Source organism: Halobacillus campisalis (assembly GCF_030345335.1).
Classification (GTDB): Bacteria; Bacillota; Bacilli; order Bacillales; family Halobacillaceae; genus Halobacillus_A; species Halobacillus_A campisalis.
Window position 1 is genome coordinate 351,115 of the sequence record NZ_JAPVRC010000002.1, and the last position, 21,841, is coordinate 372,955.

The 21,841-nt window shown below is 42.9% G+C and carries 20 protein-coding genes, 1 pseudogene and 3 riboswitches; of the genes and pseudogenes, 17 read left to right on the forward strand and 4 right to left on the reverse strand.

What is annotated here, in order from left to right; translation table 11 throughout:
* Positions 1–55: 55 nt before the first annotated feature.
* The 5 genes and pseudogenes from O2Q26_RS05880 to O2Q26_RS05900 form a co-directional block, all read left to right on the forward strand.
* On the forward strand, positions 56–289 hold the full coding sequence (locus O2Q26_RS05880) for a WYL domain-containing protein (protein ID WP_289215004.1): 234 nt from the start codon (positions 56–58) through the stop codon (positions 287–289).
* Positions 290–763 (forward strand): glycosyltransferase family protein, encoded by a 474-nt coding sequence (locus tag O2Q26_RS05885; protein ID WP_289215005.1) that lies wholly within the window; start codon positions 290–292, stop codon positions 761–763.
* 660 nt (positions 764–1,423) lie between these two features.
* On the forward strand, positions 1,424–1,666 hold the full coding sequence (locus tag O2Q26_RS05890; protein ID WP_289215006.1) for a hypothetical protein: 243 nt from the start codon (positions 1,424–1,426) through the stop codon (positions 1,664–1,666).
* Positions 1,667–1,781: 115 nt separating this feature from the next.
* Positions 1,782–2,726 (forward strand): dTDP-glucose 4,6-dehydratase, encoded by a 945-nt coding sequence (locus O2Q26_RS05895; RefSeq protein WP_289215007.1) that lies wholly within the window; start codon positions 1,782–1,784, stop codon positions 2,724–2,726.
* A 17-nt stretch (positions 2,727–2,743) separates the two neighbouring features.
* Positions 2,744–3,139, forward strand: a pseudogene (locus tag O2Q26_RS05900) (aminotransferase class I/II-fold pyridoxal phosphate-dependent enzyme); the annotation flags it as partial.
* Here the strand turns inward: O2Q26_RS05900 and O2Q26_RS05905 are convergent.
* Positions 3,097–3,342, reverse strand: coding sequence for a hypothetical protein (locus tag O2Q26_RS05905; RefSeq protein WP_289215334.1), 246 nt, complete (start codon positions 3,340–3,342; stop codon positions 3,097–3,099). The pseudogene O2Q26_RS05900 and the gene O2Q26_RS05905 overlap by 43 nt on opposite strands.
* A 325-nt stretch (positions 3,343–3,667) precedes the next feature.
* Positions 3,668–4,279 (reverse strand): superoxide dismutase family protein, encoded by a 612-nt coding sequence (locus O2Q26_RS05910; RefSeq protein WP_289215008.1) that lies wholly within the window; start codon positions 4,277–4,279, stop codon positions 3,668–3,670.
* A gap of 431 nt (positions 4,280–4,710) precedes the next feature.
* On the opposite strand from O2Q26_RS05910, the gene O2Q26_RS05915 reads away from it, so the two are divergent.
* On the forward strand, positions 4,711–5,463 hold the full coding sequence (locus tag O2Q26_RS05915; RefSeq protein WP_289215009.1) for an SDR family NAD(P)-dependent oxidoreductase: 753 nt from the start codon (positions 4,711–4,713) through the stop codon (positions 5,461–5,463).
* 51 nt (positions 5,464–5,514) lie between these two features.
* On the forward strand, positions 5,515–7,125 hold the full coding sequence (locus O2Q26_RS05920; RefSeq protein ID WP_289215010.1) for a long-chain-fatty-acid--CoA ligase: 1,611 nt from the start codon (positions 5,515–5,517) through the stop codon (positions 7,123–7,125).
* Positions 7,126–7,964: 839 nt separating this feature from the next.
* Here O2Q26_RS05920 and O2Q26_RS05925 read toward each other — a convergent pair.
* Positions 7,965–8,783 carry a CAP domain-containing protein gene (locus O2Q26_RS05925; RefSeq protein WP_289215011.1) on the reverse strand — a complete coding sequence of 273 codons (819 nt, stop codon included), beginning with the start codon at positions 8,781–8,783 and terminating at the stop codon, positions 7,965–7,967.
* Positions 8,784–9,335: 552 nt separating this feature from the next.
* Here O2Q26_RS05925 and O2Q26_RS05930 point away from each other — a divergent pair.
* The 5 genes from O2Q26_RS05930 (at position 9,336) to O2Q26_RS05950 (ending at position 17,223) form a co-directional block, all read left to right on the forward strand.
* Positions 9,336–10,301: an AAA family ATPase gene (locus O2Q26_RS05930; protein WP_289215012.1), complete on the forward strand. Its 966-nt coding sequence runs from the start codon at positions 9,336–9,338 to the stop codon at positions 10,299–10,301.
* Positions 10,298–11,563, forward strand: coding sequence for a DUF58 domain-containing protein (locus O2Q26_RS05935; RefSeq protein ID WP_289215013.1), 1,266 nt, complete (start codon positions 10,298–10,300; stop codon positions 11,561–11,563). The genes O2Q26_RS05930 and O2Q26_RS05935 overlap by 4 nt, the downstream gene beginning before the upstream one ends.
* Entirely contained in the window at positions 11,563–13,797 is a 2,235-nt protein-coding gene (locus O2Q26_RS05940; protein WP_289215014.1) for a transglutaminase TgpA family protein, read from the forward strand. Before O2Q26_RS05935 ends, O2Q26_RS05940 begins: the two co-directional genes overlap by 1 nt.
* A 28-nt stretch (positions 13,798–13,825) precedes the next feature.
* Positions 13,826–13,927: riboswitch (purine riboswitch) on the forward strand.
* Positions 13,928–14,031: 104 nt separating this feature from the next.
* Positions 14,032–15,570 (forward strand): glutamine-hydrolyzing GMP synthase, encoded by a 1,539-nt coding sequence (guaA, locus tag O2Q26_RS05945; protein WP_289215015.1) that lies wholly within the window; start codon positions 14,032–14,034, stop codon positions 15,568–15,570.
* Positions 15,571–15,647: 77 nt separating this feature from the next.
* Positions 15,648–15,749, forward strand: a riboswitch (purine riboswitch).
* Positions 15,750–15,888: 139 nt separating this feature from the next.
* Positions 15,889–17,223, forward strand: coding sequence for an NCS2 family permease (locus O2Q26_RS05950; RefSeq protein ID WP_289215016.1), 1,335 nt, complete (start codon positions 15,889–15,891; stop codon positions 17,221–17,223).
* Positions 17,224–17,267: 44 nt separating this feature from the next.
* Here the strand turns inward: O2Q26_RS05950 and O2Q26_RS05955 are convergent, their stop codons facing one another.
* Positions 17,268–17,693: an Hsp20/alpha crystallin family protein gene (locus O2Q26_RS05955; RefSeq protein WP_289215017.1), complete on the reverse strand. Its 426-nt coding sequence runs from the start codon at positions 17,691–17,693 to the stop codon at positions 17,268–17,270.
* A gap of 187 nt (positions 17,694–17,880) precedes the next feature.
* Here O2Q26_RS05955 and O2Q26_RS05960 point away from each other — a divergent pair, with 187 nt between their 5' ends.
* From O2Q26_RS05960 to purB, 5 genes are all read left to right on the forward strand, one after another.
* Positions 17,881–18,450 (forward strand): DUF2179 domain-containing protein, encoded by a 570-nt coding sequence (locus O2Q26_RS05960; protein WP_289215018.1) that lies wholly within the window; start codon positions 17,881–17,883, stop codon positions 18,448–18,450.
* Positions 18,419–18,619: an NETI motif-containing protein gene (locus O2Q26_RS05965; RefSeq protein WP_289215019.1), complete on the forward strand. Its 201-nt coding sequence runs from the start codon at positions 18,419–18,421 to the stop codon at positions 18,617–18,619. The genes O2Q26_RS05960 and O2Q26_RS05965 overlap by 32 nt, the downstream gene beginning before the upstream one ends.
* An 81-nt stretch (positions 18,620–18,700) precedes the next feature.
* A riboswitch (purine riboswitch) is annotated at positions 18,701–18,801 on the forward strand.
* A 101-nt stretch (positions 18,802–18,902) separates the two neighbouring features.
* The gene (purE, locus tag O2Q26_RS05970; protein ID WP_289215020.1) at positions 18,903–19,394 is read left to right on the forward strand and encodes a 5-(carboxyamino)imidazole ribonucleotide mutase; all 492 of its coding nucleotides are present in this window, start codon (positions 18,903–18,905) and stop codon (positions 19,392–19,394) included.
* Positions 19,384–20,511, forward strand: coding sequence for a 5-(carboxyamino)imidazole ribonucleotide synthase (gene purK / locus O2Q26_RS05975; protein WP_289215021.1), 1,128 nt, complete (start codon positions 19,384–19,386; stop codon positions 20,509–20,511). The genes purE and purK overlap by 11 nt, the downstream gene beginning before the upstream one ends.
* Before the next feature lie 20 nt (positions 20,512–20,531).
* Complete coding sequence (gene purB / locus O2Q26_RS05980; protein ID WP_289215022.1) at positions 20,532–21,827, forward strand: adenylosuccinate lyase; 1,296 nt, start codon at positions 20,532–20,534, stop codon at positions 21,825–21,827.
* The last annotated feature ends 14 nt before the right edge of the window (positions 21,828–21,841 follow it).

Below are 21,841 nucleotides of genomic sequence, written 5' to 3' on the forward strand. Positions count from 1 at the left end.
TATTGGGTAAAGAGATATAATTAGAACAAATGTTCGTGTTAAGGAGGTGATAGGAATGAATGGGGTGATCGCTCGTGCTCTTCAGACCAGTGAGAAACTCGAAATCATTTATTGTGCCAGTGATGGTACTATATCTCAACGGATGATCAAAGTGGTGGAGGAAAGGGAAAACCACTTGCTTGCCTTCTGCTATTCAAGAGGACAAGTGAGGACGTTTCAAAAGGATTCAATTCTTTCAATATTTCCAGTCCTATTCAATAAAAGAGGCGTGAGTCATGAGGTTTCCTGAATGACTAAAAAGTTAGTTGCAATGATACACTCTTTACAAGCATATTATGCAACCAAACAAAATTATCGTGTCATAATCGGGGAACAATTAGCCGTTGAGAAATCTTTATCTTCATTCGCCCAGGGTATCTTTTTATCAAAGGGGTACCCCCATTCCCATAGAAAATGGATCATCAGCAAAGCGAAAAAGCTGGGACACGAAATTGTAGAGATGGATGAGGAAGGGTTGATCTTTCATAATTCAATTGATTATTTAAAGACGCGAATGAAAGAAGACGTTTTAAAGATGGTTTCACAGGAGTTCTGTTGGGGTGATTATCAAAGAGTTTTGATACGCGGAGCTTATCCTCGAATAAACTCCAAATGCACGAGCACAGAAAGTTTACGATTTGACTTATTGAAACCTAAATTCCGCATCCTTTACGAAGATGAAACAAAGCGTTTCCGAAAAAATATGGAGAATTTATACTTATAAATACTCGCTATAACTTGGACTGAACCGGTTTGAAAGATATGAAAAGCAAACATATCAAATATAGATTTCCATATTTCCGTGAAGAAGAGATCAAACGTTTTTTTATAAGGTAAATGAAGTCGAAGGTAATAAAAATAGAGTATCCATCCGTAAATTATCCGATCGGCTTTTTGTTATAGAGTCTGTTAAATAATGAGGTGGAAGTATGAGTGCAGAAGTGCACTTATCAATGAAATCCCTGCCTCTTGTATCACAAGCTGTGTACGGGGAATTTGAAGTGTATTGGTATAAACAGAGGGGGGACGTGAGGAAGAGCTTAAGATTATCGGCCACCCCCAGTTTGATGAGATTCGCAAGGGAAATAAACTGTCCCTCAAACAGTTTATTAAGAAAACAAACATCGATAAAACGAAGAAGTCTGTCTTACTTGTCGGTCATCATGAAGAAACCGCAGCAACTCGGACCATTATCCATGAGTTGTCTAAAAAAGGGGATGTAAATCTCATAATAAAACCCCGTGGCATTCCGAAGGAGACAAAAATCCTTAAAAAACGATATCCTAATTTATACGTTCCGCCTCACGATCTTTATTTATATGATCTGCTGCGCCATGTTGATGCGGTGGTGAGCTATCCTTCGACAGTTGTGTTGGAGGCTCTTTTGGCTGGGGAAACTGTATTTATTTGGGGAATAAAAACGGAGAGTACTACAGAATATTTCGGTGCGATGGATCATTTCCTTGATCACAATCCACTTGCATTAACGAACAAGGTGCGCAGCTATTTGAAATCCACTCACTCAGCTCAAAGTGATCAATCGGAACTCTTACAAGCGTATTATCCTGAGCTGGGTCAGTCATCCACTGGAAGACTGATCCAGCTGATTAATACGTTGACTACTTGAAAATCACAAACCTCTCAAGAACTAAATCTGATTTCGCTCTTTGTAAATCCTATGAATATTTTATCTTGAATTGAAATAGGATGGCTCTGAAGGGATTGAAGAGGGGGAGTTCGATTTGAGAGTTCTCGTCACAGGCGGTGCAGGATTTATAGGAAGATGGGTGGTTCGAAAGCTTCTGGATGATGGGCATCAAGTATGGGTGCTGGATGATTTATCTAACGGACGGATCGAAAACATTACTGATATGCTGAGTGAGAAAAACTTCAAGAAATTTATTCAAGGGGACATCAAAGATGTTTCTTTGCTGACTGATTTATTCTTAAAGGATTTTGATATTTGCTATCATTTGGCTGCAAGCATCAACGTGCAAGATAGTATTGATGACCCGAAAACTACCTTCGAGAACGATACCGTAGGGACGTTTAATATATTGGAAGAGTGCAAAAAACATAAAGTGAAGATCGTGTTTATGAGTACTTGTATGGTGTATGACCGTGCTTTGACGCCTGCAGGAATTAACGAAAAGGATGCTATTAAACCGTCTTCACCTTATGCAGGGGCAAAAATCGCAGCGGAAAATATGGTGCTTTCTTATTATTTTGCCTATGGTCTGCCGGCGTTAGTTGTCCGCCCCTTCAACACCTATGGTCCTTTTCAAAAAACTGGAGGCGAAGGCGGCGTGGTCGCCATTTTCTTAAAAAATAAGCTGAAAGGGAAATCGATTCAGATATATGGAGATGGCACACAGACGAGGGATTTGCTCTATGTCGAGGATTGTGCCCGTTTTGTTGTGGAAGCGGGATATTCAAATAAGGTGAACGGTGAAATTCTGAATGCGGGATTAGGGAGAGATATCAGTATCAACGATTTAGCAGAACTAATCATCTCCGATCCTTTAAAAATACAGCACGTCAAACACATTCACCCTCAAAGTGAAATTCACAAATTGCTTTGTGATTACAGTAAAGCAGAGAAACTATTAGGCTGGAAACCTAAGTTCAGCTTAGAGAACGGACTGAAGCGTACAGAAGAGTGGATCGGGTCCACGAACCTTATTTAATAAGGAGTCAATCTCATATTGAAAAGTTAGCGATTCATGGAGGCAAGCCTGTGCGCAGTCATTATCTTCCTTATGGGAGGCAGTGGATAGATGACGAAGACGTAAAAGCGGTAACAGATGTATTGAAGAGCGACTTTTTAACGACAGGTCCTATGATTTCAGCCTTTGAAAAAGAACTCGCTGCTTATACAGGAGCGCAGTATGCCGTCGCTTTTTCGAACGGTACAGCCGCGCTTCATGCGGCATGTTTCGCTGCAGGAATTGCGGAAGGTGATGAAGTCATCACTACTTCCATGACTTTTGCAGCGAGTGCCAATTGCGTCCTCTAGGTTGGTGGTCAGCCAGTTTTTGCCTACATTGATCCTGCCACCTACAACATCTCCCCCGGATCCATAGAAAAAAATATAATGAACGTTCGATCTTCACGTTCTAAAATATCCACACTAATAGGCGATACTTCACAAGTTACATCTGCTGTGTTCAAATCATCACATTCAAGACCATCAGGCAGCGCCTCATCAACTAAAGTCAATTCAAAAGATGCTTCGTTTACGATCCAGTCGTAGACTTTATCTACATTTACACATAATAATTCCTGGCGATCTGACTTCATCATTAACCCCTCCAAATTCATCATGCTGACGTTGTTTATCCGTTTTGTTTCATCTGGAGCTGTGACAGTAAGAAAATATTCTTATATAAGTAGTCTGATTTAATTATATGGAAAAGACGAATTTGAAATGCGTAATAAGGAAGTTATAAATATTAAAACATTCCTGGATTTATAGAATCCATTAATTATAAATTCCAAGGTTAAGGAGAGTGGCAATGGGTGCAGTGTAAAGGGGAACATCCGGATATTCCCTGTTCTGCCCTGATGCGCTGACGGTTTCTTACAACACCAAAAAGCCACTGCTTGCAAGCAGTGGCCGTTCATCAAATTATTCAATAACTCCACAGGCTATACGACTCCCTGCGTCTCCGGATGGTTGTGATTCATTATCATCAGGTTTTTCATGAATAACAAGGGCAGTCCCATCTCCATCTAGCAGGGACATATCTTCCCCGGTGTTTAATGTGACGCCTTCTGCTGTGACTTCTTCATCCACAGTCCCATCTTCATCTGCTGTAACATTAGGCAGGTCACCCGCATGAGGACCATCTTCGGATTCTGTGCCGTGACTTACATCATCCGGGTTGAAATGACTGCCAGCCGACTCAAAATCTGGCTCTTCACACAAACCAGCTTCGTGAATATGAAATCCATGGTCTCCTTCAGGAATTCCTTCAGCCTGTAAATGGATAAGTACCCCGTCTTCCTGTTCCATTAATTCCGCTGAACCTGCAGCATTCCCTTCACTGGTCCTCAGCTCAACGGCTGCCATATCATTAGAACCGGACTCCTCTGCTTCATCAGTATTTGCTTGTTGTTCCTGAGAGGTGTTTTCATCTCCTGTATCCGGTGCGTCTGATTGAGTGTCATCCCCACTGTTGCAGGCGGCCAAAAGTAAAGAAAGCGCCAGGGACATAAATAATAGTATCCATTTATTCATGAGAAAACTCCTTTAATCGTAGTGTAAATTTAATTGACGCTGAATGTTCCATATAAACCTATATTTTACAAATTATATCTTTTTGACTATATAGAAAATCCTTTAATTTTCATAAAAGTTAATATATAGTAATAATTAGAACATTCTAATTATTTACTTAAATTATACTAACTGGTCAGTATGTTGATGAACCATTCTGTATGGCTAAGTAAAAAGTTTGTATGGCTTTCTATAAATGGTGATTCGTTGACAGGGGAGGGTACATGCTCTAATACTTCCTGGTTTCGTCATTATCATCATCAGGGTGGCTCAAAATTTCCTCGACCTTCTAGCACTATTCGTGAAGAAAGATTTAACATTTCTTATTTTAAATACACACTTGTCGATTATTGAAAGCGCTATCAATATATCGTGAAACCTGGGGGGATATGATGAGGCTGGATAAAAGGAATGCGATTATAACGGGAGGAGCGAGTGGAATTGGACGAGCTACGGCATTATTGATGGCAAAAGAGGGGGCGTCCGTGCTCGTCTGTGACCGTAATCAAAAGCAAGGAGAAGAAACGGTGCGATTGATTGAAGCCGGGGGAGGCGAAGCTCTGTTTCATGAGGTAGATGTGGCGAAAGAAGAAAGTGTTAAAAGAGTCATTTCATATGCAGAACACAACCTCGGAAGTATTGATGTACTGTTCAATAATGCAGGCGTTGGAGGTGAGGAGAAGAAACTGCATGAATTGACTGAAGAAGAATGGGATTACGTCGTTGACATAAATTTAAAGGGCGTGTTCTTTGGGTTGAAGCATGCTGTACCTTTCATGATGGAACAGAAGAAGGGTACGATCATTAATACCTCCAGTTTGCTTGGTTTTAAAGGTAAAAAAAGAGTAGGACCATACAATGCTTCTAAATCCGGGGTCGTGACGCTTACAAAAAATGCCGCTTTAGAGTATGGAAGGTATGGAGTTCGTGTCAACGCTGTGGCTCCAGGCGTCATCGATACAGCAATAGTGGATGGCTGGAAACAAGATGAAAGAAAATGGGAGCTTATATCGGCTGCCAACGCCATGGGACGTATCGGTAAACCAGAAGAAGTAGCAGAAGCGGTAGTATTTTTGGCCTCTGATCAATCTTCCTATATAACAGGCGAAACGTTGATGGTAGACGGGGGAGGTCTTACATTTTAAAAACTCCAAGAACATTTAACATGCTTAATTTATAAAAGGAGGAATCATGAAATGAACCAAGTATGGAAAGAGCATTACCCAAGCCATATCCGAACAGAAGTTGAAATTCCTAATGTCCCTCTTACTAATTTATTACAGCAAACCGTTCAGCAGTATCCTGACCAGCCTGCTTTATCTTTTTATGGAAATGAAACAAGCTATAGTACCCTGGCGGTTCAGACCGCCGCTTTTGCAGCATCTTTACAGGATGCAGGGGGTAAAAAAGGAGACCGGGTGGCCATAATGCTGCCGAATTGTCCGCACTATGTAATCAGCTATTACGGCACTTTACAGGCGGGAGCTGTTGTCACTCAAGTGAATCCTATGCTGGTTGATCGTGAACTTCAGCATATTTTAGTAGATTCTGGTGCCGAAACAATAGTCATATATGCTCCGCTTCTGCCAGTTTTAGATAAAATCAAAGAGCAAACATCGATTAAAAATGTAATCGTAGTGCAGTTAGGAGAGGAAAATGAGTTTCCAGAGGATGTGGCGGAGTTCACTTCCTTCTTAAAAAGAGCTCCCGGTAGTCCGGAACCAGTTGAAATTGAGCCTGGTGAAGATTTAGCCGTATTGCAATATACTGGAGGAACGACCGGTCGTTCTAAAGGGGCGATGTTGACTCATCGAAACCTCGTTGCTAATGTCGTTCAGACCTATGAATATTTTAAGGACGAAATGGAAATGGGAAAGGAACGATGTTTGACAGTCATTCCTTTATTCCACGTGTTCGGTATGACATCATGCATGAACCTGTCGATTTTCTCAGGAGCCACTAGTATTTTACTGCCACGATTCGAATTACAAGAAGTACTCGAAACGATAAAAAAAGAACAGCCCACCATGTTTCCAGGAGTACCTACCATGTATGTCGGGATCACTAGCCATCCACAAGCTGAAGATTATGGCATAGAGAGCATCAATGTATGTAATAGCGGCAGTGCGCCAATGCCACAGGAATTGATGAGAAGTTTTGAAGCTAAGACTGGTGCCCGTGTTTTTGAAGGATATGGGCTCTCGGAAACAGCACCAGTCACTCACTGCAATCCATTATTCGGGGAAAGGAAACCGGGCAGCGTCGGAATAGGTGTTCCCTCTACTGATTATAAAATTGTCGATGTAGAAACGGGCACGGAAGAATTGCCTGTTGGAGAACAAGGGGAAGTGGTTATCCGTGGGCCTCAAGTAATGAAAGGCTACTGGCAAATGGAAGAAGAAACTAAGATCGCCCTGCGAGATGGGTGGTTGTACACTGGAGATATCGGAAGGATGGACGATGAAGGCTACCTTTATATCGTAGACCGGAAAAAGGACATCATTATCGCCAGCGGATTCAACGTCTATCCGAGGGAAGTCGAGGAAGTACTGTATGAACATCCGGATATCCAGGAAGCTGTCGTCATTGGCATTCCTGATGAATATCGCGGGGAAAGTGTAAAAGCTGTGCTCGTTCTAAAAGAAGGGCGGAAAGCTACAGAAGAAGAATTGATTTCGTATTGCCGTCACAATATGGCTGCCTACCGTGTCCCGAAAGAGATTGAATTTCGAACGGAGCTTCCGAAGACGAATGTAGGGAAGATCTTAAGACGTACGATACGCGAAGAGTCATCACGTAAAGTGTGATCGGCTCCACTTCCACTCTCTATAGTTAGACTTGTAATCCCATGAGTTAGTTAGAACTCATGGGAGTTTTTTTAATTAACTATGTTAAAAATCGTTGTTAGTTTTTCATAATAGAATTAATGAATGATACGGCAGGATAGTTGAAGACTAATCTTCAAGAATTCTTCTGCCCCTTCATCGTAATGAGTAGAAGGTAGTTTTAGGAAGGGGCTCGTTTTCTAAAGCCGCCATTTCGACATACAAAAGTCTTGAACTTGAATATTCATATAAGCTCCCTTTTCTTGAGCAGATTAGAGGTGTTTTAGGAGGTTTCCGTGACTAAGAATAGAGTTTGAAGGTCCGGGAAATCACTCGCTTTCCATGGGCGTACGGTGAGCTTCCTCGGGCTAACGCCCTTCGGGATCTCACCCTGTACTGTTCTCCCATAGGAGTCTCGCAATTTCCCGGACCCTCTTGCCGATTGAAGAATAACGGAAACATCTTATGGGAATGCTTCACGAGAAGAAGAGCTTCTTTTAAGTGAGAACAATACAGTTGGTGCCTTATTTTAGTACCACCTAAGGAAGACTCAAACTTCAATGCAACGGATCCGTTCATTCTATCTCGACTGTGGGGAAGCTCGCCAGTTCCCCCACAAAAAAAGCGAGCAGCTTCTCAACCACCCCTGACTCTTAATACGGCATCGAAACCAGGTTATTTCGAAACCAAGTCTTCCACAATCCGTCCATATCATTGACTAATACTCTTATAAAGAATCAGCAACGCAGTTTACCATAACTATTAATTTAAAAAAACCACCGGGAATCATGCTCCCGGTGGGTGTGTCAAAAAATATTATATTATTTAGCGATGAACATTTGCGTCCAGTAGTTACCGTCTTCAGCGTGACCTACACCAATATGAGTAAAGGATGAGTTCATGATGTTTTCACGGTGACCTTGGCTGTTCATCCATCCTTGAACAACCTGCTCTGGAGAAGTTTGTCCCATAGCAATGTTTTCTCCTGCAGTTGTATAGTCAATTCCATATGCATTCATCATATCAAACGGTGATCCATAAGTCGGGCTATTGTGTGAGAAGTAATTATTTTGCTGCATGTCTAGAGATTTATCTTTAGCTACTGCACTAAGTTCTGTATCTAATTCAAGCGGCTGCAGTCCTTGCTTCGCACGCTCTTCATTAGTTAGTTCGACTACTTGCTGCTCAAAAGCGGAAACTTCTGATCCTTCATCAGCTTGTTCTGTAGTCTCTTCTTGTGGAGCAGCTTCTTGAGTAGACTGCTCTTCGGCTGGCTGTTCAGCCGGTTGTTCTTCAGCTTGAGGCTTTTCTACTGGAGCTTCAGCATGCTCCTCGGCTTGAGGCTGTTCAGCTGGAGCTTCGGCAGGTTCCTCAGCTTGAGGTTTTTCGTCAGCTTCAGCCGGCTGTGGAGTTCCTTGCTGAAGTTGATCAAACAAAGACTGAATGTCAATGGCTTGGAAGTTATTCGATTTTAGTGCTTCCTCATTTTGATTGACCCAATCGTAAACACCTTCTATATTAAAGGATTTTGTCTCAACCTTAAACCCTTGGCTATCTCCTGCAGATGCTAAAGAAGTAGCTGGAGCTGCTAGTAAGGACAGGGCAAGAGCTCCTGAAACAATCAATGACTTTTTCTTCATAGACTTGATTCCTCCTAAAAAGTTTTTTGTTTTTTCAACAACTTCATCCTACCATCTGTTTTTTGTAATATTAGTGGATATTAATGGAAAGGGAAGAGATCCCGGCTTATTAAGGGGCAATTGGGTGTGATTTTTCCGTATAGGGCAGGGTAAGTCCTTGGATTGCAAAGGATTACCTGAATTTTCTGTAGTTGAGAACATCATGACATATTGGAAGATTCATGTTTTGGTAGATAAATATTAACAAATCACTAGACTTGACAGACTTCAAATTGATGGGAGAAGTTTACGAATGTTACTTGTATGTTACAAAGGTTACGCGTATATAAAATCCTAAGGGGAATTTTGTATAATTAAATGCGATTTGAAGCAACTCCAATTATTACCCCGGAAATAATTGCGAATTTCCTATAAATAGACAATAATTTACCGTATGTTAAAAAACATACTGTTCTTTACACATGTTTTGTCGTAATACTTTAGATATAGTATAGTATCAGTAAGTATGAGTTTTCAGAAAATAGTGTTTTTTAGAAATGAGGGGTGTGACGAATGAGTAGCCAAACGGTTTTATATCAACCAAAGATTTCAGAAGTTTTGAGGAATATTAATAAAGTTATTATAGGTAAAGACGAAGAAGCGCTTTTAAGTATAGTAGCTTTGTTGGCGAAAGGTCATGTTTTATTGGAAGATGTCCCTGGAGTTGGGAAAACGATGCTCGTCCGCACTTTAGCGAAGTCCCTTGACTGCGACTTTAAACGTATTCAATTTACCCCCGATTTACTGCCTTCCGATGTAACAGGAGTTTCAATATACAATCCGAAAACGTTAGAGTTCGAATTTCGGTCAGGTCCTATATTAGGGAATATAGTGTTAGCTGATGAAATCAATCGTACTTCTCCTAAAACCCAATCCTCTCTATTGGAAGGGATGGAAGAAACGAGCATTACAGTAGAAGGGGAAGCCGTTCCATTAAAGAAGCCTTTTTTCGTCATGGCGACACAGAACCCGATTGAATATGAAGGGACTTATCCTCTTCCTGAAGCACAGCTGGACCGCTTTTTGCTGAAATTGAAAATGGGCTACCCCTCAGCTAAGCAAGAAATGGAGATGCTCAATCGTACCTCAAGGACCCATCCGATCCACGAAGTACAAGCTGTGTTGAGTCGAGAAGAGCTCGTGGCTCTTCAAGATAAGGTTGAAGAAGTTTACGTGGATTCTACTGTTACTCGTTACATCGTCGACTTAGTCAGAGGAACGAGGAATGATGAAGGAGTTTATTTAGGTGTCAGTCCCCGAGGTTCAATCGCATTGATGAAAGCGGCAAAGGCGTACGCATTTATCAGGGACCGTGACTACGTATTGCCGGATGATATAAAGTACTTAGCTCCATTTGTTCTTTCCCACCGCATGATTTTGACTTCTGAGGCGAAATTTGAAGGCAGCTCTGCGGAAGATATTATTGCCGGTGTTCTGTCCAAACTCTCAGTTCCTGTACAGAGGAATGTGAGTGAATGAAACAGCCCCTCCACTTTACTGCCAGGATCGTGATCGTTTCCCTTCTATTCATAGTGTTGTTTTCTTATGCGATGTTTCAAGGAGGATTTGTTAGCTGGTTTCTATTTTACAGCTTTCTGCCTTTTCTTATTTACATGATCGCCCTTACGTTTTACCCGATTGACAAGTGGGATGTCAGTCGTAAGTTATCGAAGAGACTGGCAACAGCCGGGGAAACTGTGAAAGTGGACGTTATGATCGATAGAGGGTTTCCTTTTCCACTCTATTATTGTGTGATCGAGGAGTATTTTCCGACCTCCTTAATGAAGAAAGACCTCCACTTTGAAAAATACCGACATATGGGTGAAAAGGGTTACCTGGACGAGGCGAGGCAAGTGAAGAAAATATCATTTCCATGGTTCAACCGCCATATAAGTTATGATTATGAATTAGAAAAGTTACCGAGGGGAGAACACCAATTCCGTGCTTTGCGTGTGAAAACAGGGGATTTTTTTGGTTTCATCAAGAAAGAGTACGTATTTAAATTGGATAATCATCTTCTCGTCTTTCCTTATGAAAGGCCGGTTCATTTAAAGGAGCGAGCGTACAGCTTTGAGCAAGGGGCCAGTCCTTCCTTTAAATTGAATGAAAAAAATACAAACATCGTTTCAGGTGTGAGGGAGTATGTACCGGGTGACCGCTTTTCGTGGATCGACTGGAAAACGACAGCTAAGAGCAATCAAATGATGACGAAAGAGTTTGAACAGGAAAAAAGCGTTGATATGATGATTATTCTAAATGCTGTTCATGAAGATTCCGCTACTCCTTTAAGCTTTGAAGGGGCTGTAGAGTTCACTGCCTCATTACATGAAGAATTGCACACGAAATCATCCCAGGTCGCTTTCATAAGTCTAGGTGATGGAAGAAGATATTTTCCTTTCCACCATGATCAAAAACATAGAGATATGATCCGCCGTCATTTAGCTGAAATTAAACCGATAGGGAAAACTCCTTTTGCTCAACAACTAGAAAGAGAGCGGGCTCAGCTGCCAGCGGGGATGGTTGTACTGATCGTCAGTCACCATTTGGATGCGCAAATGCTGGAAAGCCTCACACGATTAGCTCAAAAAAGTAAACGAGTAGTTTTCTTTTACGTACAGCCTCACGAGCATCTGGATTTCAAGCAGCACAAGCTGGTCAAACAGCTCAACAATAAAGGAATAGTTGTAAATGTCCTTTCTGAAGAAGAACTGACGAAGAGAGAATTTGAGGTGAATACATAATGAACCTCACAAGTGATCGCTACCAATCATTTTATCAAATCACAATTTATCTCTGTGGTTTTTTGTTGTTTATGGAGTGGTTAATGCCGCTTGATGTCATTGGAGAGTTTAACAATATAAGTATTTTTTACATTTATGCTGCTTTCTGCTTCTTCATCTCTTTTATACAAATTAATTGGATGATTTCGGTTCCTTTGAAGCTGGTCGGTTTATTGTTTATTCTGGATGGGCTTTTTATTGGGGAACGAATTTTTAGCAGCGGCTGGTTCACGATCGTCTATGATCAGATTCTTTATAACATCCAAGTCATTCAATCCCAGCAATGGTGGGAGATGACCCCGATGTTTAGAAGTCTGTTATTTTTGATACTGCTTTGGCTTATGAGCTATTTGCTGTTTTATTGGTTCATCATAGCTAAACGGATGCTTGTTTTTGTAGTTCTGACTATCCTATACGTTACAGTGGTTGACACCTTTACGGTATATGATGGGAAATGGGCGATTATAAGAACATTTATTTTAGCGATGGTAAGTTTAGGACTAGCTCATTTTTACAAAGAAATGGAGAAGGAGTCTATATCTGTCAAGAGTTTGAAGTTTACGTATCGCTGGGTTGTTCCCCTTGTTGGTATGGTGATCCTTTCTTCTGTTCTTGGTTTTGCATCACCGAAATTAACGCCGCAATGGCCTGATCCTGTGCCTTATTTAACGAGTGCCAACCCAGGGGCAGGTTCAGGAGACGGACCAGGTAATGGTCCTGTCCAGAAAGTAGGCTACGGAGAAAATGATTCAAGGCTCGGAGGCGGGTTTATCCAGGACGATACTCCAGTTTTTCGAGCCATGTCGCAGGATGAACAATATTGGAGGGTGGAATCTAAAGACGCCTATACTGGTAAGGGATGGGAAGATACACTGGATGATGAAACGAGTGATGTGACCTCCCAGGATCTTGAGTTTTCAACGTTCACTGATGATGTTGAAACTGAAGAGCGTATCTCGTTTCTCGATTTTACAGGAGAGGCTGATTTTAATAAACTCATCTATCCATATGGTGTTGGGTCGATCAGCCGGTTTTCTCAGGATGAATTCTCCGAGAACTTATCATTCCAGCTTCATGACAATACAGGCGAAATCGATACGTTCGAGTCCGGTGACCCTGTTCAATTAGAAGAATACGTGGTGGATTATAACATGCCATCGTTTGAATACAGCCAGCTTCGTGAAGCCGATGAAGAAGATCCTGAGGAGATTGTTGAACAGTATACCCAATTGCCGGATAACCTTCCGAACCGCGTAGTCAATTTGGGGAGTCAGATCGTTGAAGGGGAAGATAACAGATACGATCGGGCAAAAGCTGTAGAAGCTTATTTTGCCGCAAATGACTTCGAATACGAGACAGAAGATGTGGAAGTGCCTGAAGGAAACGAAGATTACGTCGATCAATTTCTTTTTGAAACACAATTAGGCTACTGCGATAACTTTTCAACTTCCATGGTGGTACTTCTGAGATCACAGGACATCCCTGCTCGCTGGGTAAAAGGTTTTACAGGAGGCGAGCTCACTCAAGAGACTGCTTCTGTTGAGGATCAGAACTTGAATGTATATGAAGTTACGAGTGGAAACGCGCACTCCTGGGTCGAAGTCTACTTCCCGGAAGTAGGATGGGTGCCTTTTGAACCAACACAAGGATTCGCCAACAACGCCGACTTCTACACAGAAGTTGAGCAAAGCGATGATGGGGAAACTTCGGCTGAGCAGGATAGCGAAACAGAAGATACAGAAGAGAATAACAATGAGAATCCGAATCAGGCACAGCAGCAGGAAGAAGCAGAATCCGATCAGGCGGCGGCAGGTGCAGGTGACGATAACAACTGGACACCGATCTGGATCACTTCAGCCTTACTAATATTCCTCGCAGCTATCCTGTTTTTCGTAAGACATCGTCTAATGGCAGCTTATTTGCGTCGTCAAATTAGAAAAAAACCTGGGCGGGACACATTTGAACGAGCCTACATCTTTCTTTTGAAAGTGTTTGAAAAGAGGAAGATGAAACGTCATGCCAACCAGACGCTTCGAGATTTTGCAAACCAGGTCGACGCCCGTTATCAAAGCAGCGACATGCGTCAGCTCACCTATCATTATGAACGTATGCTGTACCGTAATGAGCAGGGATTAGAGCAAATGAGCAAGGTCACAGAATTATGGGAAAATTTAATTAAAAAAGCATTGTCTTGATTCCCGCCTTTGGGGTTGGTAGAATGAATGAAATCAAACGATCATCCTTCATATATCCTCGATAATACGGATCGAGAGTCTCTACCGGAGCACCTTAAATGCTCTGACTATGAAGGCAGGAATCAAATGTATGCATTAAATTTACATGGACTTCTGCCTTCACCGTACATCGGGGCAGGAGTCTATTTTTTTTTAAGCAATATATCCAATACGATCTAAAGGAGATGAGCACCAATGGAACAAGTACAAGGCATGATCCTCGTTCTCGATTTCGGCAGTCAGTATAACCAGCTGATTACTAGAAGGATCAGAGAATTCGGTGTCTATAGTGAGCTTCATTCTCACAAAATCACAGCAGAAGAAATTAAAGAAATCAATCCAAGCGGGATCATTCTTTCAGGCGGACCGAACAGTGTTTACGGGGAAGATAGTTTTCGCTGTGATGAAGAACTGTTTGAGCTGGGAGTTCCTGTGCTGGGCATTTGTTATGGCATGCAGCTGATGACTCACCACTTTAAAGGCAAAGTAGAGCGTGCGAATCAGAGAGAATATGGAAAAGCAGACATCGTCGTTAATGAAGATCCTGTACTTTTCCGTAAAACGCCGAAAGAGCAGACAGTATGGATGAGTCATAGTGATAAAGTGATTGAAGCACCAGAAGGCTTCACAGTAGATGCAACGAGCCCTTCCTGCCCGGTAGCCGCAATCGGAAGTGACGAAAAACGTATGTATGGCGTGCAATTTCACCCGGAAGTCCGTCATTCCGAATTTGGAAATGACATCTTGCGCAGCTTCGTATTCGATGTATGTCATGCGAAGGATGATTGGACAATGGAACACGTCGTTGATATGGAAGTAGAAAAAATCCGTGCAGAAGTAGGCGATCGTAAAGTACTTTGTGCGTTAAGCGGTGGAGTAGACTCTTCTGTCGTAGCTGCTCTAATTCATAAAGCAATCGGCGATCAGCTCACTTGTATTTTCGTCGATCACGGATTGCTTAGGAAAAATGAAGCGGATGATGTCATGCGTACGCTCGGGGACGGTTTTAACATGAATATCATCAAAGTAGACGCAAAAGAACGTTTCCTCAGCAAGCTTGCTGGTGTATCTGATCCTGAAGAAAAACGTAAGATTATTGGAAATGAGTTCATTTACGTATTTGATGACGAAGCGGATAAGCTTCGCGATATCGATTTTCTGGCCCAGGGGACGTTGTATACTGACATTATCGAGAGCGGAACCGAAACTGCGCAAACGATCAAGTCTCACCATAACGTAGGCGGACTTCCAGAAGACATGCAGTTTCAGCTGATTGAACCGCTGAACACCCTGTTCAAAGATGAAGTTCGTGCACTTGGTACTGAGCTTGGCGTACCTGATCACATTGTATGGCGCCAGCCGTTTCCTGGACCGGGACTTGCGATTCGTATTTTAGGCGATATTACAGAAGAAAAACTGGAAATCGTTCGCGAGTCGGATGCAGTATTACGAGATGAAATTAAAAATGCTGGGTTAGATCGCGATATTTGGCAATATTTCACGGTGCTTCCAGGTATCAAATCCGTTGGAGTAATGGGAGATGAGCGCACGTACGACCATACGATCGGCATTCGCGCTGTTACCTCGATCGATGGTATGACTTCAGACTGGGCAAGGATTCCGTGGGACGTACTTGAGCGGATTTCTAATCGAATCGTCAATGAAGTCGATCATATTAACCGAGTCGTATATGACGTAACGAGTAAGCCGCCTTCCACAATCGAGTGGGAATAACGAATATTAAAACGTTTATTTAAGATAATGTTCGGAATTTTGGTTGACGGTTCGTTCAAGCACTTGTATGATAGAAAAATAAATAAAAAAGTGACTGTCGTATAATTTTGGGGATATGGCCCATGAGTTTCTACCGGACCGCCGTAAATGGTCTGCCTACGTCAGAAAATACCACACGTGTATAGTGTCGTGGTGGTATTTTCTTATTGGATTGTGTAGAACACTCTTGGCCGACTATCAGGCTGAGAGTGTTTTTTTATACAATAACTCGCAAATGGGACAATAACGATGGTTATACAAAGGGGAGGAGAAAGAAGAATGAAGAAGTTTTTCAATTTCGAAGAACATGGTACGAATTACCGTACTGAATTTTTAGCAGGGATGACCACGTTTCTTGCTATGGCATATATTTTGTTCGTCAACCCGTCTACGCTGACGCTAGCTGGGATTGAAGAATTACCAGAAGGCGTAACACGCATGGATGAGGGAGCTGTATTTACAGCTACCGCCATTGCAGCTGCAATCGGTACATTAGTGATGGGGGTACTGGCAAAATATCCTATCGCTCTCGCACCAGGTATGGGACTTAACGCTTTTTTTGCTTATACAGTCGTTCTTACTTATGGAATTCCTTGGGAAACAGCATTGGCTGGCGTACTTGCATCAGGACTTATTTTTATCATTTTAACCTTAACCGGGCTGCGCCAGAAAATCATTAATGCCATCCCTCCGAACTTAAAGCTGGCTGTAGGAGCCGGTATCGGACTATTTATTGCTTTCATCGGTTTCCAAAATAGCGGCATTGTTGTCGGTAACGAGGATACGATGGTTGCCTTAGGTGATCTTACCCAGTCCACCACGCTGCTTGCTGTTTTTGGTATCGTTGTTTCTGTCATGCTCCTGGCTCTTGGCATCAAAGGTGGAATCTTTTATGGAATGGTTTTGACGGCGATAGCTGGAATGGTGACAGGATTGATTGCCCCTCCGACCGCCATTACCGACGTCGTAGGACCTGCACCAAGCATTGCCCCTACATTTGGAGCCGCACTGACCAATTTCGGAGAGATATTTACGATCCAAATGCTCGTTGTCATCTTAACCTTCTTATTCGTCGATTTCTTTGATACAGCTGGTACACTTGTTGCCGTAGCGACACAAGCAGGTTACATGAAAGATAACAAACTTCCGCGTGCAGGCCGTGCCCTTTTCGCAGATTCTGCTGCGACTGTAGCCGGGGCTGTAGCCGGAACATCGACGACAACTTCTTATATTGAATCAACCGCAGGTGTGGGAGCAGGAGGACGGACAGGCTTCACCTCGGTCGTTACAGCCGCGTTTTTCCTATTAGCGCTTTTCTTCTCGCCATTACTCTCGGTCGTCACCGCAGAAGTGACCGCTCCCGCGCTGATCATCGTAGGAGTACTCATGGCCTCCACACTGAAGAATATTGACTGGGACCAGTTCGAAATCGCTGTCCCCGCCTTTTTCACGATTGCTGCGATGCCGCTGACGTATAGTATTGCGACAGGGATTGCAATCGGATTTATCTTTTATCCAGTTACTCTTCTATTAAAAGGAAGAGGAAAAGAAATCCACCCTATTATGTATCTCTTATTTGTCATATTTGTTCTATACTTCATATTCTTAGCCTAAACGCTATGATGATTAGAGGGAGGGCCCTTATGAAAGGGCCGGCCTCATTCATCCTCGAGATGGCGTATTTTGATAGGCTTCTGATTAGTAGAATCAGAGATTAACCGATAGAGCTGAATGATCAGCAGGCCATGCTTATAAGTTGCTTCCATTTTGTCACTGCGCACTGGGAACGGCAGGTCGATGCTTCTTTCAAAGGCACCCACCGCAATTTCAGACATCAATTGATGCCCGCCGCGGTGGTTAAGGTCGACGGAGCCTTTTATAATGAGGGAAGAGTGGTCGACGAGCACATCAACATTCTTGGGATGGTTCATTCCGGGGATGTTTGCTATACATAACAACTCGTTATCATACTGGTAAATATTCATTTGTGGTATAGAAGGTTTCATCAAGCCTTCAAATTCACCCCAGAAATCCTGACCGAAAAAATGGTCTAAATTCTTTTTCCAATCATCAAAATGTTTCATGAACAAGCACCTCCTGGATTCGACAAAAGCTATGAAAATATCTTATTGTGTAAGCTGTAGCCGATGGTATATAGTGTATGCAGATTGATCGTTTAGGTGAATGCCCAGGAAGGATTCCAGCCGAAACGAATCGTCTAAATGTACCTGCTTGTTCATGTGGCGGTGAAGAGGCATAGGAGGAATACCCATGCTGGATAATCCACTATTGATGGTTTCGATCATTTTAGTCGTCAACATCGTGTATGTTTCATTTTTTACCTTGCGGATGATTTTCACGTTAAAAGGACAGCGGTATTTTGCGGCGTTGATAAGTGTCTTTGAGATTCTTATCTACATCATAGGTTTAGGTCTGGTTCTGGATAACCTGAACCAGATTGAGAATTTGATTGCATATGCAGTCGGTTACGGACTAGGTGTGATCATCGGTATGAAGATCGAGGAAAAGCTTGCCCTGGGCTACACGACGGTGAACGTCATATCTTCAGACCCTGGTATCGAGTTTACAAGAATGCTTCGTGACCAGGGATACGGCGTGACGAGCTGGTACGCGTACGGTATGGAGGGGGACCGATTAGCGATGCAGATCCTGACCCCGAGGAAGTATGAACTGAAGCTGTACGAAACTATTAAATCCATTGACCCGAAAGCTTTTATCATTGCTTATGAGCCGAAACAAATTCATGGCGGTTTCTGGGTGAAGCAAGTGAAGAAAGGAAAGATCCGAGATGCCCAAGAACAACAGCAAGAAGCGCTATGAAGTCGGTGAACAAGAAAGTATTGCCCAGTGCCTTGAACGGATGAAAAAGGATGGATATGCACCTGTTCGCAGGGCCGAGGAACCGATTTTTAAAGAAGTCATTGAAAATGGTGAAAAAACCCTTGAACCTGTAGGGAGAACGATAGTTTTTCATGCAGTGAAGCAATAAATCCGAACATTATAAGATACGTTATTTTTAAATGTTCGTTATTTGCGTTGACAGATTCAACGATATATTGCTATGATGGAATCAGAATTGCATATTGGACCTCATATAAGATGGGAATAAGGCCCATTCGTCTCTACCTGGACACCGTAAATGTCTGGACTATGAGGGGAGACCAAGCATCTGATTCACTTTTCAAGATACAAGTGTGCCTGTTTATCTCCTCTCATATTGAGGGTGATGAGCAGGCTTTTTTAATCGATTAATTGAGAAAAAGAGGGATATGATGGCTCAAATCGGCGTTATTATGGGAAGTATTTCAGACTGGACCACTATGGAACAAACTTGTTTAGTATTGGATGAACTAGAACTGGATTATGAAAAAGAGATCATCTCCGCTCACCGTACTCCTGAAGATATGTTCAAATACGCTGAGGAGGCTCGCGGCAAAGGACTTAAAGTCATCATTGCCGGAGCTGGAGGAGCCGCCCATCTTCCAGGAATGGTGGCAGCGAAAACGACCCTTCCTGTCATAGGGGTGCCTGTTCAATCGAAAGCACTGAACGGGATTGATTCTTTATATTCTATCGTCCAGATGCCGGGCGGTGTGCCTGTAGCGACTGTAGCAATCGGTACAGCAGGAGCAAAAAATGCAGGAATACTTGCAGCTGAAATGATCGGAGCTTTTGATGAAAAAGTAGCCGAGCGTCTTCAGAATTATAGAAATGAAATGAAAGATAAAGTCGAAGGTATGAGAGGTGAGCTACGTGACCAATAAAGTCGTTAAACCCGGCGGAACCATCGGAATTCTAGGCGGCGGTCAATTGGGAAGAATGATGGCGACGGCAGCTAAACATATGGGGTATCGGATTGCCGTGCTCGATCCTACGGAAGACTGCCCATGTGCTCAAATTGCCGACATACACATTGAAGCGAATTATGATGATATAGAAGCTGCTCAAAAATTGAGTGAAGCAAGCGACGTGATTACGTATGAATTTGAAAATGTCGACTTACAAGTAGCCCGGCTTTTTGAAGAAGCAGGAAAGCTGCCTCAAGGTGCGTACCCTTTAGAAGTGACGCAGAATCGTTCGAAAGAAAAAGCGGTAGCTGTGGAAGCCGGCCTGCCGGTGGCGAACTACAATATTATCGAATCGTATGACCAATTAGCGGCAGCACTTCCTGATATGACATTTCCGGTAGTTCTCAAAACAATCAGCGGAGGATATGACGGGAAGGGGCAGTTGAAGCTTGAGATGGAAGAAGACGTGGAAGATGCTAAAGATTTTCTAAAAGAAGGCGGCACTTACATCGTAGAAGAATGGTTAGCTTTCGATTTGGAAATCTCTCAAGTTTTCACCAGAAGCATCGGTGGGGATATTACATTCTTTCCTATTGCAGAGAATGTTCACCGCCAGCAAATATTACATGAAACGAGAGTTCCCGCCACGGTATCAAAGAAAGTAGCAGATAAAGCGCAGGAGGCTGCGACGGCTCTGGCTGAAAAAATGAATATCGTAGGGACGTTCGCTGTGGAAATGTTCGTGAAAAATAAGGACATCTATATAAATGAAATGGCACCACGTCCGCATAACACAGGACACTATACGATTGAAGCGTGCAATGTGTCACAGTTTGAACAGCATGTCCGAGCGATATGCGGGCTGTCGCTTCTGCCGGTGCATAGCTTCCCTTCAGCGGTAATGGTCAATGTCCTTGGCAGACATTACGATATATTAGTCAGCAGAATCGGCGACTATTACGGCTTTCATTTTCACGATTATGGGAAGAAACAATCACGTCCGAACCGCAAAATGGGTCACATCACGCTGGTCGGTAATGATTTAGAAGAAATCGATGAAATCATATCAAAAAACAATATTCATATGTGGTAGGAATTAGAGGAGGAAATGGAATGATTGAACGTTATACAAGACCTGAAATGGGTGCGATTTGGACAGAAGAAAACCGTTACCAGGCGTGGCTGGAAGTAGAAATCTTAGCCTGTGAGGCATGGAGCGAGCTTGGAGTTATTCCTAAAGAGGATGTGGCTAAGCTGCGTAAGGGAGCTTCGTTCAATATCGATCGTATTCACGAAATCGAAGCCGAAACTCGTCATGATGTCGTTGCTTTTACAAGAGCTGTATCTGAAACGGTCGGTGAAGAACGTAAATGGGTCCACTACGGACTAACGTCGACTGATGTGGTAGATACGGCCCTTTCTTATCAGCTTAAGCAAGCTAACGAAATCATTCGCAAGGATTTAGTGAATTTCATCGACATTATAGCCGATAAAGCCCGCGAGCATAAGCATACCGTTATGATGGGACGTACACACGGGGTTCATGCCGAGCCGACGACCTTCGGATTGAAACTAGCCCTTTATTATGAAGAAATGAAACGTAATCTTGAGCGTCTTGATCTTGCAATCAAGCACATCGAAGTTGGAAAGCTGTCAGGAGCTGTTGGTACATACGCCAACATCGATCCATTTGTTGAGCAATACGTGTGTGAAAAGCTTGGGCTGGAAGCTGCGCCGGTTTCCACACAGACGCTGCAGAGAGACCGCCATGCTCATTATGTTTCAACCCTTGCTTTGATCGCATCCTCCGTTGAAAAAATCGCTGTAGAAATCCGCGGCCTGCAAAAGACGGAAACACGCGAAGTCGAAGAATTTTTTGCGAAAGGTCAAAAAGGATCTTCAGCCATGCCGCATAAACGCAATCCGATCGGGTCAGAGAATATGACCGGAATGGCACGCGTGCTGCGCGGTGAAATGCTGACAGCTTTTGAAAATGTTCCATTATGGCATGAGCGTGACATTTCCCACTCTTCAGCAGAGCGTGTCATTTTACCGGATGCCACGATTGCTTTGAACTATATGCTCAATCGTTTCGGAAATATCGTGAAGAACTTAACGGTTTTCCCAGAGCGCATGCAGGAAAACATGGAAAAAACGTACGGCCTGATTTTCTCACAGCGTGTCCTGCTTACCCTGATTGATGAAGGGTTTGTCCGTGAGGAAGCGTACGACCTCGTTCAGCCTAAAGCCATGGAAGCTTGGGAGCGCGGTGTTCCATTCCGTGATCTTATCGAAGCAGATGACAAGATTACGAGCGCCTTATCTAAAGAACAAATCGATGCTTGCTTCGATTACAAGCACCACTTAAAGCAAGTGGACCGCATTTTTGATCGTATCGGTCTTTCCTGACAAAAATTCCAAAC

Coding starts and splice junctions, on each gene's coding strand:
- O2Q26_RS05950 (WP_289215016.1), top strand. CDS start 15,889: ATGAAGAAGTTTTTCAATTTCGAAGAACATGGTACGAATTACCGTACT.
- O2Q26_RS05910 (WP_289215008.1), bottom strand. CDS start 4,279: ATGAATAAATGGATACTATTATTTATGTCCCTGGCGCTTTCTTTACTT.
- guaA (WP_289215015.1), top strand. CDS start 14,032: ATGGAACAAGTACAAGGCATGATCCTCGTTCTCGATTTCGGCAGTCAG.
- O2Q26_RS05925 (WP_289215011.1), bottom strand. CDS start 8,783: ATGAAGAAAAAGTCATTGATTGTTTCAGGAGCTCTTGCCCTGTCCTTA.
- O2Q26_RS05940 (WP_289215014.1), top strand. CDS start 11,563: ATGAACCTCACAAGTGATCGCTACCAATCATTTTATCAAATCACAATT.
- O2Q26_RS05915 (WP_289215009.1), top strand. CDS start 4,711: ATGAGGCTGGATAAAAGGAATGCGATTATAACGGGAGGAGCGAGTGGA.
- purB (WP_289215022.1), top strand. CDS start 20,532: ATGATTGAACGTTATACAAGACCTGAAATGGGTGCGATTTGGACAGAA.
- O2Q26_RS05880 (WP_289215004.1), top strand. CDS start 56: ATGAATGGGGTGATCGCTCGTGCTCTTCAGACCAGTGAGAAACTCGAA.
- O2Q26_RS05955 (WP_289215017.1), bottom strand. CDS start 17,693: ATGAAACATTTTGATGATTGGAAAAAGAATTTAGACCATTTTTTCGGT.
- O2Q26_RS05905 (WP_289215334.1), bottom strand. CDS start 3,342: ATGATGAAGTCAGATCGCCAGGAATTATTATGTGTAAATGTAGATAAA.
- O2Q26_RS05965 (WP_289215019.1), top strand. CDS start 18,419: ATGCCCAAGAACAACAGCAAGAAGCGCTATGAAGTCGGTGAACAAGAA.
- O2Q26_RS05935 (WP_289215013.1), top strand. CDS start 10,298: ATGAAACAGCCCCTCCACTTTACTGCCAGGATCGTGATCGTTTCCCTT.
- O2Q26_RS05885 (WP_289215005.1), top strand. CDS start 290: ATGACTAAAAAGTTAGTTGCAATGATACACTCTTTACAAGCATATTAT.
- O2Q26_RS05920 (WP_289215010.1), top strand. CDS start 5,515: ATGAACCAAGTATGGAAAGAGCATTACCCAAGCCATATCCGAACAGAA.
- purE (WP_289215020.1), top strand. CDS start 18,903: ATGGCTCAAATCGGCGTTATTATGGGAAGTATTTCAGACTGGACCACT.
- O2Q26_RS05930 (WP_289215012.1), top strand. CDS start 9,336: ATGAGTAGCCAAACGGTTTTATATCAACCAAAGATTTCAGAAGTTTTG.
- O2Q26_RS05960 (WP_289215018.1), top strand. CDS start 17,881: ATGCTGGATAATCCACTATTGATGGTTTCGATCATTTTAGTCGTCAAC.